Below are 14,146 nucleotides of genomic sequence, written 5' to 3'. Positions count from 1 at the left end.
GCGCTGTGCGGCGAAGATCTGGCGCTGCTGGACCACTGGCTGGCCGGCGGCCGCGGCGCCATTCCGGCCGCGGCACACCTGTTCCCCGAGCGCTACGTCGAAGTCATGCAACTGGCGCGCGACGGCCACGCCGAGGCCGCGCGCGAGCTCTTCGAACCCTTGCGCGGCCTGATCCGGCTGCTGTTCGCCGAACCGAACCCGGCGCCGGTGAAGCGCGCCCTGTCCATGCAAGGCTTGATCGCCGACGAGCTGCGCATGCCTATGATGCCGGCCAGCCGGGAACTGAGCCCCCGGCTGCAACGCGCCATGAGCGCGGTGCAGGGTTCCCCTAGCCGGCTGCAGACAGCTTGAAGATGGACACGGCGCGGGCCAGGTCGTCGGCCTGCTCGTGCAGGGTGGCCGCCGACGCGGCGAATTCCTCGACCAGCGCGGCGTTCTGTTGCGTCACGCTGTCCAGATGCGTCACGGCCTGATTGATCTGCTCGATGCCCACGCTCTGCTCGGCCGACGCCGTGGCGATCTCGCCCATCAGCGGTGCGCTGGTGGCGGCCGATTCCAGCACGCTGCCCATCGTGGCGCTGGCCTGCTCGACGCGCTGGCTGCCGCGCGCGACGGACTCGGACGAGGTTTCGATCAAGCCCTTGATTTCCTTGGCCGCGGTGGCCGACCGCTGCGCCAGCGCCCGGACTTCGCCCGCCACGACCGCGAACCCGCGTCCCTGCTCGCCCGCCCGCGCCGCTTCCACGGCCGCGTTCAGCGCCAGGATGTTGGTCTGGAACGCAATGCCATCGATCACGCTGATGATCTCGTCGATGCGCTGCGAGCTGTGCGAGATCTCGCGCATGGCGTCGATGGCGTGCTGGGTCTCTTCGCTGCCCTGGCGCGCCAGTTGCGCCGCCTCTCCGGCCAGCGAGCTGACTTCACGCACATGGTCCGCGCTTTGCTTGGCCGTGGCGGTGATCTCTTCCACGCTGGCCGCGGTCTGTTCCAGGGCAGCGGCCTGCTTCTCGGTGCGGTCCGACAGGTCCATGCTGCCCGCCGCGATCTGGCGCGACGCCGCCGCGATCGATCCCGTGGACTGCACGATGGTGCGCACGGCGGCGTCCAGGCGTTCCTGCATTCGCGCCATGGCGTCGAACAAGCGCCCGATTTCGCCGCGATGGTGGCGCGACACGATGCTGGACAGATCGCCATTGGCCACGCGTTCGCACAGCGCCACGGCCTCGTCCAGCGGACCGATGACGTGCGTGCGGAAAAAGCGCAGCGCGGCGATCAGCACCAAGGCCAGCAAGCCCAGCGTCACGGCGCCCTGGCGCCACAGCGTGCCGTAGAACGCGGCGTCCACATCGTCCACATACAGGCCGGTGAAGATCAGCCACCCCCAGTCGGCGTCGTAAGTCGCATAACTGATCTTCGGCAGCGCCTCGACCTCGCCCGGCCGCGGGAAACGGTATTGCACATAGCCCCCGCCTGCCTTGCCCCCGGCGTACAGATTCTCAAAGATCGGCAAGCCGTCGACGTCCTTGATGGCGCGCACGTTCGTGCCCACGAGCTTGGCGTCGGGGTGGACCAGCAATGCGTAGTCGTCGCCGAAGACGCCCACATAGCCGTCGGCGCCGTAGCGCAGTTGCGCCAACCGCCGCGCCACGTTGCGCTTGGCGTCGGCCAGGGGCATGCCCTCGCTGACGCTCTGCTTGCCGTTGCGCAGGATGCCGGCAGCCAAGTCCAGGACGTGGCGCAGTTCCGTCTTGCGCTCGGCCACCATTTCCGTGCGGCGCTGCCACGCGTCCCAAGCGCCCAATACCAGGACGGCGGCGCCGATGGCGAACACGAACCACAGCAGTTCCCTGCGCAGGCTGGAATTTTTCACAGGCTCTCCTCGTAATGCCCACTCCCGCGCCTGAAACCATTAGCGGCAGAATGTGACGGTTTATGTATTGCGGTCCGTCAGGATACGGGGACACAGCAGGGTTTTCACCAAGTCGAAGCATCAAGCTTGATCTAGCGCAACCCCCATAAGAAAAACGCAAGGCGGATGCGCCTTGCGTTCAGGGAGGACTGGCTGGGGGGGGACGCCCCCGCGGGTTGTCAGCGCGGCGCCACGGCGGGCGCGGCGCGGGCCGCACGGGGGGTCGTCAACGCGATCAACGTCACGACGATCAGCGAATAATTGGGCACGCTGCGCATGTTGCGGAACATCATTTCGGTCAGGCTGAAGGCGCAATAGCCCAGACAGAACAGCAGCCCCAGCTGGGCGCCCACGCGGATCACCCGGTCATCGCTGGCCAGCCGCCGCAAGAAGATGGCCGCCGGCAGCAGATACAGCGTCAGGATGCTCAGCAACCCCAGCAGGCCGTACCCGGACAGGGCCGCCAACATGTCGTTGTGCGGTTCGCCGAAGCCCTCGACGACTTCCTCCGTCACGATGTCCTGCTTCTGCAGTGCCAGCAATTCATCGCGGAACTTGCTGGGGCCGACACCCACGATCGGGCTTTTCTCGAACATCAGGATCGACGCGTGCCACAGCTGAAGCCGGATGCCGAAGGACGTATCGCGGTTGGCGGACGTCGCGAAGCCTTCGACGTCGTGCGAGATCTCCTGCATGCGGCTGCTGAACGTCCAAATGGCGGCGGCACTGGCCGCCAGCGCCACACAGACGGCCAGCGCGCAATAAACCTTGTGACGGCTCTTCCAATTGCGCAGGCCCAACAGGAACACCAGTCCCAGGATCGGCAGCAGCATCCAGCTGCTGCGCGTCTCGGATACCCAGGTGGCAGCCACCGTCAGCGCCACCGCCAACAGCTTCACCCCCGTTTCGATGCGCGGCCAACGCGTGCTGGGGCCCCAGCCCAGGGACAGCAGCGTCATGGCGCCGAACAGCAAGGTCATGTTCGCGAATGCCACCGCGTTGTAGCGTCCGCCCACGTCGACCACGGCCCCGCGCCCATGCGTCTCCATCGTGACGATCAGCAGCCCCGCTCCGGCCAACGCGCCGGCGACGATGCTCCATTGCACCAGCTTCAACCAACGCTGCGGGGCGCGCAGCAGCAGCCATAGCACCGGTATCGCCAACGCAAACCGCAGCAGCTTCTCCAATTCGGAATTGCTCCACACCCCCCGGACCAGGGATGTGGCGAACATACAGGCCAGGGGCAGCAACAGCGCCAGCGCCATGGGCCACAAGGCCTTGAAATCCATGGGTTCGTAGTGCTTGACCGCGTTGGCAGCCAAGGCAGCCAGCGCAATCCCCCCGCTCAGGTAGACGACGGCGGGCCCTCCCACGGGACTGGTCAATGCCAGCGCGGGAACCAGCAATACAAGCCATGTGGCCAGGGATACATACATTCGGGGCACAGCAATCAACCTAATAGGAGAAACGGGGGCGCAGCGCGCATCCTGCGGGTCAGGTAGACAAAACCCGCCCGCCATGACGGCGGGCGGGTTCTGCATGACTCGCGGGGAAAACCGAAACTACATGTTTTCGATCATGACCTGGCCAAAGCCCGAGCACGACACCTGGGTCGCGCCTTCGAGCAGCCGGGCGAAGTCATACGTGACCTTCTTGGACAGGATGGATTTCTCCATGCTGGAGATGATCAGGTCAGCGGCTTCGGTCCAACCCATGTGGCGCAGCATCATTTCAGCCGACAGGATTTCGGAACCCGGGTTCACGTAATCCTTGCCCGCATACTTGGGCGCCGTGCCGTGGGTGGCTTCAAACATGGCGACCGAATCCGACAGGTTGGCGCCCGGCGCGATGCCGATGCCGCCCACTTGCGCGGCCAGCGCGTCGGAAATGTAGTCGCCGTTCAGGTTCAGGGTGGCGATCACGTCGTACTCGGCCGGGCGCAGCAGGATCTGCTGCAGGAAGGCGTCGGCGATCACGTCCTTGACGATGATCTCGCGGCCCGTCTTCGGATTCTTGAACTTGCACCACGGGCCGCCGTCGATCAATTGGGCGCCGAATTCCTTTTGCAGCAATTCGTAGCCCCAATCCCGGAAGCCGCCTTCCGTGAACTTCATGATGTTGCCCTTGTGCACCAAGGTCAGCGACGTGCGGTCGTTGTCGATGACGTATTGCGCGGCCTTGCGCACCAGACGCTCGGTGCCTTCGCGCGACACGGGCTTGATGCCGATGGAGGACGTGTTCGGGAAGCGGATCTTCTTCACGCCAAGCTTGGTCTGCAGGAACTGGATCAGTTCCTTGGCCTGCTCGCTTTCGGCCATGTATTCGATGCCCGCATAGATGTCTTCCGAGTTCTCGCGGAAGATCACCATGTTGGTCTTCTCGGGCTCGCGCACCGGAGACGGCACGCCCTTGAAGTACGCCACCGGGCGCAGGCAGACGTACAGGTCCAATTGCTGGCGCAACGCCACGTTCAGCGAACGGATGCCGCCGCCCACCGGCGTGGTCAGCGGGCCCTTGATGGACACCACGTAGTCTTTGACGACTTCCAGGGTCTCGTCGGGCAGCCAGACGTCCGGGCCGTAGACCTTGGTGGCCTTTTCGCCGGCATAGACTTCCATCCAGTGGATCTTGCGCTTGCCGCCGTAGGCTTTCTGCACCGCCGCGTCGACGACCTTGATCATCACGGGGGTGATGTCGGCGCCCGTGCCGTCGCCTTCGATGAAGGGAACGATGGGCTGTTCAGGCACATTCAGCGAGAAATCAGCGTTGACCGTGATCTTCTGGCCGCCAGCGGGAACCTTGATATGTTGGTAGGACATGAATGCTCCATTTGCTCCGGGTGGTTTTTCTGCAAGCGCCGCATCGGAAAGCGTCCGATTCCGCGGGGAAACCACCCTCGCGAACCGCACACCGGATGGCGGATACCAATCAATTCTATATCGCAAAGCGGCCGGTGGACCTGACGGCCCGCCGGGGGGCGGCATAAAAAAGTCCACAAGCTGCGGTTTGCCGGCGCTTGCTGCCTCCAAACGGACGTTTTCCCCAGGAATCGGCCGGGCGGTAAAATAACGTTTCCACAGCCCGTATTCCCTCCCCCGCAGATGTTCAATCCTTCCCGCGACCAAGTCCGCGAATTCTTCATCGACACCTGGCGCAAACACCGCGCCAACGAGGTGCTGACCCCGCTCGAGGCCATGGCGCTGGACTGGATCATCGAGCATCCCGAGTACCACGGCGACCTGGAAAGCCCCGATGCCATGACCATGGAATACGCCGTGGAAAAGGGGCGCACCAACCCCTTCCTGCACCTGTCGATGCACCTGGCGATCGCCGAGCAGTTGTCCATCGACCATCCGCCCGGCATCCGCCGCGCTTACCAGCAACTGACGGCGCGCTCCGACGCGCACCAGGCGGCGCACGAGATCATGGAATGCCTGGGCCAGGTCGTCTGGGAAGCGCAGCGCCTGGGCACGCCCATGGACAGCGACACCTACATCGATCTGATCCGCCGCCGCGCCAGCCTGTAGACGCGCGCCCCGTCGAATGAAAAAACCCTCGGGTCTCCCCGAGGGTTTTTTATTGCGTGAAGCCGCCAGGGCTTACTTGCGCACGCCCAGATCGCTGGGCAAGGACGCCAGCCAGGCGGATACGTTGGAGATGTCCTGGTCGGACAGCTGGGTCGCGAAAGCGCCCATGATGGGGTTCTTGCGCACATTGGCCGTGGCCGCGCTGCCGGAGGCGCCGCGCTTGTAGGCCTTCAGGGCGTGGACGAGGTAATCCGCGTGCTGGCCTGCCAGCGTCGGGTAGGCGGGGTCCACCGCCGTCTTGGCATCGGCGCCGTGGCACGATGCGCAATTGAACTTGTCGAAGACGGCCTTGCCGGCCGCCAGATCCTGCGCCTGGGCGGCGGTGCCTGCGAAGGCCAAGGTCGCGCCCGCAAGGGCAAGCATGGTGCGGTTCATGTGTTTGCCCCTTATTTGAGATTCGAGTAGTACGCGGCCAGATCGGCGATGTCCTGGTCGGACAGGCTGCCGGCAATGGCGTCCATCGTGGGATGGCTGCGCGCGCCTTTCTTGTACTCGTTAAGGGCAGTTTCGATGTACTTGGCGTTCTGGCCAGCAATCATCGGCACGTGATAGAGCTCGGGAAACGTCGCCTTGTAGCCTTCGATGCCGTGGCAACCGATGCACATGGAGACCTTGTCTCGGGCGTTTTGGATGTTGCCGACAGGCGCTGCGTCAGCAGCAACAGCCTGGCCGGCGATCGCACAGGATGCCATCGCGGCCAACACGGAAACCGTGCACTTCAGAGAGGTTCGCAACTTCATTGGAATGGCTCTTCTTGGTATGGCTTAAGGACTAGGGCCTGCATCACACGAAAAGGCCCCCTGCAAACACGTTGCGGGTCGAACCCAACTGCAAAACCGCCTGATTGTACGATAATTGCTCAGGATTAATACCTTACGATGGTATTGATCCCCGTCAATCCTCGGAAGCCATCAGACAATGTCCGCAGCCCAGTCCGCCCCCTCCACCTCGCCTGCCCGCTTCAACGGAACCGACAGCTACGTCGCCACCGACGACCTGAAGCTGGCTGTGAACGCCGCCCTGACCTTGCAGCGGCCGCTGCTGATCAAGGGGGAGCCCGGCACGGGCAAGACCATGCTGGCCGAAGAAGTGGCGCGCGCGCTGGGCCGCCCCCTGCTGCAGTGGCATATCAAATCCACGACCAAGGCGCACCAGGGCCTGTACGAATACGACGCCGTGTCGCGCCTGCGCGACTCGCAGCTGGGCGACGAGAAAGTCCGCGACATCCGCAACTACATCGTGCAAGGCACCTTGTGGCAGGCCTTCCAGGCGGACGAGCCGGTGGTGCTCCTGATCGACGAGATCGACAAGGCCGACATCGAATTCCCCAACGACCTGCTGCGCGAACTGGACCGCATGGAATTCCATGTGTACGAAACGCGCGAGACCATCGCCGCGCGGCACCGCCCGCTGGTCATCATCACGTCCAACAACGAGAAGGACCTGCCCGACGCGTTCCTGCGCCGCTGCTTCTTCCACTACATCCGCTTCCCCGACCGCGAGACCATGCGCGACATCGTCGCCGTGCACTATCCTCACCTGAAACAGGACGTGCTGCGCGCCGCGCTGGACACCTTCTTCGCGCTGCGCGACGCGCCGGGCCTGAAGAAAAAGCCGTCCACGTCCGAACTGCTGGACTGGCTGCGCCTGCTGCTGGCCGAAGACGCCACGGCCGCCGAGATCGACGCGCACACGGCCACCGCCGTGCCGATGATGGCTGGCGCGCTGTTGAAGAACGAACAAGACGTGCACCTGCTGGAACGCCTCGCGGCCATGACGCGCGGCGGCCAGCGCCGTTGATCTTGCTGCCACCGGCGACCCGCACATGCTGATCGACTTTTTCTATCACCTCCGGGCGCACAAGCTGCCCGTCTCGGTCAAGGAATACCTGACCCTGGTGGACGCGCTGCGCCAGGACCTGATGGCGCCCACGCTGGACGAGTTCTACTTCCTGGCGCGCGCCACGCTGGTCAAGGACGAGTCGCTCTACGACCGTTTCGACAAGGCCTTCGGTGCCTATTACAAGGGCATCGAAGCCGCCTTGCCGGCAGGCAAGGAAATCCCGCTGGACTGGCTGATCAAGCAGTTCGAGAAAAGCCTGTCGCCCGAAGAAAAGGCCGCCATCGAGAAGCACGGCTGGGACAAGCTGATGGAGCTCTTCAAGGAACGCATGCAAGAGCAGAAAGAACGCCACGCGGGCGGCAGCAAATGGATCGGCACCGGCGGCACCTCGCCGTTCGGCAACGGCGGCTACCACCCTGAAGGCATACGCGTGGGCGGCGCATCGGCCGGCAACCGCACGGCGGTCAAAGTCTGGGACATGCGCCAGTTCAAGGACTACGACGACCAGGTAGAACTGGGCACGCGCAACTTCAAGGTGGCGCTGCGCCGGCTGCGGCGCTTTGCGCGCCAGGGCGCCGAGCTGGAGCTGGACCTGGACGACACCATCGCCAGCACCGCCCGCAACGCCGGCCACCTGGACCTGCGCATGGTCCCTGAGCGCCACAACACCGTGAAGGTACTGATGCTGCTGGACGTGGGCGGCAGCATGGACGACCACATCGGGCGCGTGGAAGAATTGTTTTCAGCGGCCCGCAGCGAATTCCGCAACCTGGAAGTCTATTACTTCCACAACTGCCCCTACGAAAGCCTGTGGCAGAGCAACCGCCGGCGCCAGAACGAACGATTCGACACCTGGGACGTGCTGCGCAAGTACAACCCCGACTGGCGGCTGATCATCGTCGGCGACGCCACCATGAGCCCCTACGAGATCCTGCAGCCCGGCGGCTCGGTCGAGCACTACAACAAGGAACCCGGCGCCGAGTGGATGCGGCGCTTGCTGGACGCCTGGCCCAAGTCGGTCTGGTTGAATCCCGAACCCACCGCGTCGTGGCAATACCGCCAATCCATCGCGCTGATGCGCGACATCATGCAGGACCGCATGTACCCGGTCACCGTCGCGGGCCTGGAACAGGCCATGCGCGTGCTATCCAAGTAGATGGGTGATGCGCGAGTGGAAACTCCGCAAGGACCGCGACGCTTGGACACGCGCAACCCATCCTGCGGCCGTCAGCCATCCACTGGCGCGTCAGGCGTATCCAGGGTCAGCTGATAGAACGCCAGATCCAGCCATCGGCCGAACTTGAAGCCCGCTTCCTTGATGGTGCCCGAATGCGTGAAGCCCAGCTTCTCGTGCAAGCGGATGCTGCCCTCATTCGACGCGTCGATGCCGCCGACCAGCACGTGCACCTGATTGGCGCGCGCCCGCGCGATCAGCACTCGCATCATGGCCTCGCCCAGGCCCATGCCGCGGAACCGCCCGTCGACGTACACCGAATGCTCGACCGAATACTTGAATGCGGGCCACGCGCGAAACGTGCCGTAGCTGGCAAACGCCATCAACTCGCCCGCCGCATTCTCGAACCCCACCACCGGAAAGCCGCCCTGCTGCTTGGCCTGGAACCAGCCTTGCATCGCCTCGCGCGGCCGCGGCTTGTAGTCGTAGAGGGCCGTAGAGGTGGCGATGGCGTCGTTGAAGATGGCCAGTATCTGGTCCGCATGGCGTTCATGCGTGCAGTCTACAAGGATGGCGCCATCGGGCGCGAAGGTTTCAGCGGGCGATTTCATTGAAAAATTGTACCGGGCGCTCCTGCGCCACGACACGCGTCCGCCATAAAAAAAACCGGCGAATCCGCCGGTTCAGTGAGTTGCTGCCGCTTCTGGCCACTCTCAGGCGGCGCGGCTCTCCACAGATCGGTGGGCGGCGGAGGCCTGGCGCAGGCCTGGGCACTGCCGCCAGGAAAGCTCATCGGCGTCCATGTCCAGGTCGAACAGGTCATTGGCAGCCGGCCAGGGATGACTGCGCGCTGCGGCGCCTTCCATTTCCAGCACATGTCCGGCAAACCCGCGGGGCGAACCGCCGCACTCGGCGAAATACCGTTGCGTGCTCAGGTCCACGACATAGGTGGTCATGTCATGCGTCAATATGGCCACGAATTGGCCGTCATCACTGGCATAGGCGTATTGGAATTGCCCTTTGATCCCGTCGCCGCTCAGGGCGCTGCCGGTCAATTGGGACAAGGCACGCGTGACGATCTCGGTCAGCATGGGTCGTTCCTCCGAAAAATGCGCCGGCAGGATGCCGGCAGCGAAGGCGCGAACGACAAGCACCGGCGCCGCGCTTGCGGCGGCGTCTGGCGTTGGACGGGAAGCCGGTAGACGGCTGTCGCGCATCCCGTCGGCAACAGCTACTACGTTGTTCAGAGCTTACACCCGCACGCGGACCGACCTCAAATTTGCCTTGTGCACTAAGGATGTTGCATTGCAGCACCCTATGCGCTTGCGGCTTTCCAGCCCTTAAGCGGCCGCAACCGGCATCCCGCCTGGCTCTATGTCACCATTTTCTTGCTGGCGCCATTGCGCCTGGCCCATGCGGTACAGCACATGCCGGCGCAGCGGATGGCCTTCGGGAACGGCCGGATGATCGAACGGATCGGCGTCCTCCTGCATGCCCAGGCGCGCCATCACCGCGCGTGAACGCTGATTGCCCACGGCGGTGAACGCCACGATCTCGCCCAGTCCCACCTGCTCGAACCCCACGCGCAGCGCGGCAAGCGCAGCCTCGCTGGCGTAGCCGCGCCCCCAGAACGGCTGAGCCAGGCGCCAACCGATTTCCACCCCGGGCGCAAACGGCAGCGCCGGCGGCATCGGCTTGATGCCCACGAAGCCCACGAAAGGCGCCACGCCGGGCGCCTCGACCGCCCAGAAGCCCCAGCCATGCTCGTCAATACCGGCGGCCAGCCGGTCGGCCAGAGCGTCGCTTTCCGGCGCGGACAGCGGCAGCAGGAACTCCGTCACGCGCGGGTCCGCATTCATCTCGGCGAACGGCTTGCGGTCGTCAGCGCGCCACTGCCGCAGCACCAGGCGCGGCGTTTCAACTTCCAGGGATAAAGACATGGCGGATTTCCTTGCGGTTGGCGGGGGCGCTGCCGGGATCGGCCCTTGAACCATTGCCAACGTATACACTCCAACGGATTCTGCCATGCCAAAGGAATTGTCTGCCATGCGCCTGTCCCTATCGAAGCTGCCGCGCCCGCTGGGTGTGCTGCTGTTTTCCTCCTTCCTGGCCTTCCAGGCCGGGGCCGCCAGCCTTCCGGCCGGCGTCTCGGAGGCCGCCTCGATTGAAGGCATCACCGAATACCGCCTGGCCAATGGCCTGAGAGTGTTGCTGGTTCCCGATGAATCCAAGCCCTCTACCACGGTCAACATGACCTATCTGGTCGGCTCGCGCAACGAGAACTACGGCCAGACCGGCATGGCGCACCTGCTTGAGCACATGCTGTTCAAGGGCACGTCCACTACCCGCAACGCCATGGGCGAGTTTTCGCGCCGCGGCCTGCAGGCCAACGGGTCGACCTCCAGCGACCGCACCAATTATTTCGCCAGCTTCGCCGCCAACCCCGAGACCCTCAAGTGGTACCTGGGCTGGCAGGCCGACGCCATGGTCAATTCCCTGATCGCCAAGGAAGACCTGGATTCGGAAATGACCGTGGTCCGCAATGAAATGGAAAGCGGCGAAAACAGCCCCTCCCGCATCCTGATGCAGAAGATGCAGGCCGCAGCCTTCCAATGGCACAGCTACGGCAAGAACACCATCGGCGCCCGGTCCGATGTGGAAAACGTGGACATCGGGCAACTGCGCGCCTTCTATCACGAGTACTACCAGCCGGATAACGCCGTGCTGATCGTGGCCGGCAAGTTCGACCCGCAAGCCACGCTGGCGGACATCGAGGAAACGCTGGGCAAGCTGCCCAGGCCCGACCGCAAGCTGCCGCCCGAATACACCGTGGAACCCGTACAGGACGGCGAACGCTCGGTCACGCTGCGCCGCACCGGCGGCACCCCGCTGGTCGCGGCGATGTACCACATCCCCGCCGCCGGCAGCCCCGACTTCGTGCCGCTGGACCTGGCCACCGTCATCCTGTCCGACACGCCGTCGGGCCGCCTGTACCATGCCCTCGTCGCCACCAAGCTGGCCTCGGGCGTGTTCGGTTTCACCATGGAAAACCGCGACCCGGGCCTGGCGATGTTCGGCGCGCAACTGCCCCCCGGCAAGAATCTGGACACTGCCGTGCAGGCCCTGACCAGCACGCTGGAAACGTTGGGCAAGAAGCCCTTCACCCAACAGGAACTGGACCGCGCGCGCAGCAAATGGCTGACGGCATGGGAACAGACCTACAGCGACCCCGAACAAGTCGGCGTGGCGCTGTCCGAAGCCATTGCCGCGGGCGACTGGCGCCTGTTCTTCCTGCAGCGCGACCGCGCCCGCAAGGCCTCGCTGGCCGACGTCCAGCAAGCCGCCGTCACCTATCTGGTGCAAAGCAACCGCATCGAAGGCCGCTACATCCCAACGGAAAAGCCCCTGCGCGCGCCGCAGTTGCAGCGTGAAGACCTGACCGCCGTGTTCAAGGACTACAAGGGCGATCCGGACTTCAAGGCCGCGTCCGCCTTCGATCCCACCCCTGCCAACATCGACAAGCTGACCCAGCGCAAGAAGCTGGACCTGCCCAATGGCCCGGTGCAACTGGCGCTTCTGCCCAAGGCCACGCGCGGCAACCGCGTGCAGGCCCAGATGCTGATCCAGTTCGGCAACGAGAAAGACCTGCTGGGCCAGCGCGTGAATTCCAGCGCCGTGGCCGACCTCCTGACCCGCGGCACGGCCAAGCTGTCGCGCCAGGACATCCAGGACCGCCTGGACAAGCTGCAAGCCGAACTCGGCTTCAGCGGCGGCGGCACCACCCTCAAGATCGCCATGTCGACCAAGGGCGAGAACCTGCCCGAACTGACCGCGCTGGCGCTTGATATTGTCCGCAACGCCAACTTCCCGAAGGAACAGCTCGAGGAATACCAACGTCAGCTTGAAACCTCGATCCAGAACGCCATGACCGAGCCCTCGGCCCTGGCCGGACGCGCGCTGGCCCGCCAGGACAATCCGTGGCCTGCCGACGACCTGCGCTACGTGCCCACGTTCGAAGAATCGCTTGCCAGCGTGCGCGGCCTGAACCGCGACGCGCTGGCCAAGTTCCACGCCAAGTTCTACGGCGCGGGCAAGATTGAATACTCGGCGGTTGGCGACTTTGAGCCGGAAGCCGTGGAAAAGGCGATCAAGTCCGGTCTGGCCGGTTGGAAGAAGGCCCCCGCCTACACGCGCGTCGGCAACCCGTACCGCGACATCCCCGCCAAGCAGTTCGACATCGACACGCCCGACAAGGCCAACGCCTTCTACGTCTCGCGCATGCCGCTGAAACTGCAAGACACGGATGCCGACTACGCCTCGCTGTACCTGGCCAACTACCTGTTCGGCGCCTCCGAAACCTCGCGCCTGTGGAACCGTGTGCGCGAGACCGAAGGCCTGTCCTACAACGTCCGCAGTTCGCTGTCGGTCTCCTCGTTCGAGCCCAGCGCCAGTTGGACCATGTACGCCATCTATGCGCCGCAGAACCGCGAACGCCTGGAAAAGGCCATCAACGAGGAACTGGCCCGCGTCTTGAAGGAAGGCTTTTCGGAAAAGGAAATCTCTGACGGCATCAACGCCCTGCTGAACTACCGCAACCTGGCCCGCGCGCAAGACGATGTGCTGGCCGGGACGTGGCTGGACTACCTGCAGCGCGGCCGCACGTTCGAATGGTCGGCCGAGATGGATAAGAAGATCTCGGCGCTGACGCCCGACGCGGTCAACGCCGCCCTGCGCAAGTACCTGCGCCCGGATGGCTTCAGCACGGCGGTCGCCGGCGACTTCAAGAAGAAAGCCGCCCCCTGACACGCTGCGCCCTCGTGACCAGCCCCTGCCTTGGCAGGGGCTTTTTTTTGCATGATGGAATGCTGGCTATATGGCGCTCCGGCCTTGGAATCTACAAAACCATGCCATTGGCGGGGAGATTTTCACATAACCGATCTATTACTCGGTTATTTGGAAAGATGTTTTCAGGGAATACGGGTTTATCCCAGGTGGGATAACGCGCAGAATTCAGTCATCGGGAACAAACAACGAACCACGACGGAGGGCCGCCGGATTCGGTCCCCACTGACAAGATTGGAGGTCTACCATGAAATCCCTAACCACCACCCTGCTGCTATCCCTGGCCCTGGTTGGCGTTGGCGCCCAAGCCGCCGGCGTTGAACAAGGCAAGACCAGCGCCCAAGTCGCGACCGAGCTGCAACAAGCCAAGGCCAGCGGCCAATACACCTTCGGCGAACTGGACTACCCGCCTGCCCTGCCCCAAGGCGCCAGCCTGAGCTCGCAAGAAGTGCAAGCCCAGCTGCAGCAAGCCAAGGTCAGCGGCCAGTACACGTTCGGCGAACTGCAATACCCGCCCGTCGCCGCAGCGCCTGCCGCCGTCAAGACGCGCGCTGAAGTCCAGCAGGAACTGGCGCAAGCCAAGGCCAGCGGCCAATACACGTTCGGCGAACTCGAATACCCGCCGATCACCCGGTGAGCTGCTTGCTGTAGCCCGGCCGGCCTCAGGCGGCATCATGGCTTGGGGCCGGTTTTTTCCGGTACAGCGGCAACCGTCGTAGCAGTGCCTGAGCAGTACCCCGCAGTAGATGTAGCAAAAGCAGTACTCAGCAGTCGCAGCACCTAGCAGTCGCA

The 14,146-nt window shown here is 64.3% G+C and carries 14 protein-coding genes; 6 read left to right on the top strand and 8 right to left on the bottom strand.

The features are described 5' to 3' along the window. Positions 1-351: dihydrodipicolinate synthase family protein (locus ACO6D5_RS21675; RefSeq protein ID WP_485826475.1), on the top strand; the 351-nt coding region annotated here is incomplete at its 5' end. Here the strand turns inward: ACO6D5_RS21675 and ACO6D5_RS21670 are convergent. The 3 genes from ACO6D5_RS21670 to icd all read right to left on the bottom strand — a co-directional run bounded on the left by ACO6D5_RS21670 (position 329) and on the right by icd (position 4,728). Continuing rightward, on the bottom strand, positions 329-1,870 hold the full coding sequence (locus ACO6D5_RS21670) for a methyl-accepting chemotaxis protein (protein WP_485826474.1): 1,542 nt from the start codon (positions 1,868-1,870) through the stop codon (positions 329-331). The two genes, ACO6D5_RS21675 and ACO6D5_RS21670, sit on opposite strands and share 23 nt — an antisense overlap. A 218-nt stretch (positions 1,871-2,088) precedes the next feature. Then, positions 2,089-3,354: an O-antigen ligase family protein gene (locus ACO6D5_RS21665; RefSeq protein ID WP_485826473.1), complete on the bottom strand. Its 1,266-nt coding sequence runs from the start codon at positions 3,352-3,354 to the stop codon at positions 2,089-2,091. 117 nt (positions 3,355-3,471) lie between these two features. Further along, positions 3,472-4,728 (bottom strand): NADP-dependent isocitrate dehydrogenase, encoded by a 1,257-nt coding sequence (gene icd, locus ACO6D5_RS21660; RefSeq protein ID WP_006217809.1) that lies wholly within the window; start codon positions 4,726-4,728, stop codon positions 3,472-3,474. 282 nt (positions 4,729-5,010) lie between these two features. Here icd and ACO6D5_RS21655 point away from each other — a divergent pair, with 282 nt between their 5' ends. Then, the gene (locus ACO6D5_RS21655) at positions 5,011-5,436 is read left to right on the top strand and encodes a DUF1841 family protein (protein WP_006223558.1); all 426 of its coding nucleotides are present in this window, start codon (positions 5,011-5,013) and stop codon (positions 5,434-5,436) included. Between the two features lie 72 nt (positions 5,437-5,508). Here the strand turns inward: ACO6D5_RS21655 and ACO6D5_RS21650 are convergent, their stop codons facing one another. Next, the gene (locus tag ACO6D5_RS21650; protein ID WP_088587777.1) at positions 5,509-5,871 is read right to left on the bottom strand and encodes a c-type cytochrome; all 363 of its coding nucleotides are present in this window, start codon (positions 5,869-5,871) and stop codon (positions 5,509-5,511) included. An 11-nt stretch (positions 5,872-5,882) separates the two neighbouring features. Beyond that, the gene (locus ACO6D5_RS21645; protein ID WP_006217806.1) at positions 5,883-6,236 is read right to left on the bottom strand and encodes a c-type cytochrome; all 354 of its coding nucleotides are present in this window, start codon (positions 6,234-6,236) and stop codon (positions 5,883-5,885) included. A gap of 178 nt (positions 6,237-6,414) precedes the next feature. Here ACO6D5_RS21645 and ACO6D5_RS21640 point away from each other — a divergent pair, with 178 nt between their 5' ends. Both ACO6D5_RS21640 and ACO6D5_RS21635 read left to right on the top strand, forming a co-directional pair. Further along, on the top strand, positions 6,415-7,296 hold the full coding sequence (locus ACO6D5_RS21640) for an AAA family ATPase (protein WP_315526449.1): 882 nt from the start codon (positions 6,415-6,417) through the stop codon (positions 7,294-7,296). A gap of 25 nt (positions 7,297-7,321) precedes the next feature. Then, entirely contained in the window at positions 7,322-8,494 is a 1,173-nt protein-coding gene (locus ACO6D5_RS21635) for a hypothetical protein (RefSeq protein WP_315526447.1), read from the top strand. Between the two features lie 71 nt (positions 8,495-8,565). Here ACO6D5_RS21635 and ACO6D5_RS21630 read toward each other — a convergent pair whose 3' ends face one another. The 3 genes from ACO6D5_RS21630 to ACO6D5_RS21620 form a co-directional block, all read right to left on the bottom strand. Further along, on the bottom strand, positions 8,566-9,123 hold the full coding sequence (locus ACO6D5_RS21630; protein WP_315526445.1) for a GNAT family N-acetyltransferase: 558 nt from the start codon (positions 9,121-9,123) through the stop codon (positions 8,566-8,568). 102 nt (positions 9,124-9,225) lie between these two features. After that, positions 9,226-9,603, bottom strand: coding sequence for a hypothetical protein (locus ACO6D5_RS21625; RefSeq protein WP_315526443.1), 378 nt, complete (start codon positions 9,601-9,603; stop codon positions 9,226-9,228). Between the two features lie 249 nt (positions 9,604-9,852). Continuing rightward, a complete protein-coding gene (locus tag ACO6D5_RS21620) occupies positions 9,853-10,452 on the bottom strand; it encodes a GNAT family N-acetyltransferase (RefSeq protein ID WP_315526440.1) in 600 nt (199 codons plus the stop codon). 106 nt (positions 10,453-10,558) lie between these two features. Between ACO6D5_RS21620 and ACO6D5_RS21615 the strand changes: the two genes are divergently transcribed. Next, positions 10,559-13,315, top strand: a complete 2,757-nt coding sequence (locus ACO6D5_RS21615) for a M16 family metallopeptidase (RefSeq protein ID WP_485826472.1) — start codon at positions 10,559-10,561, stop codon at positions 13,313-13,315. A 286-nt stretch (positions 13,316-13,601) separates the two neighbouring features. Further along, the gene (locus ACO6D5_RS21610) at positions 13,602-13,991 is read left to right on the top strand and encodes a DUF4148 domain-containing protein (protein ID WP_315526435.1); all 390 of its coding nucleotides are present in this window, start codon (positions 13,602-13,604) and stop codon (positions 13,989-13,991) included. Positions 13,992-14,146: the final 155 nt, after the last annotated feature.

It is taken from the genome of Achromobacter sp., from assembly GCF_057314935.1.
This window is presented reverse-complemented; position numbering and strand designations above follow the sequence as displayed.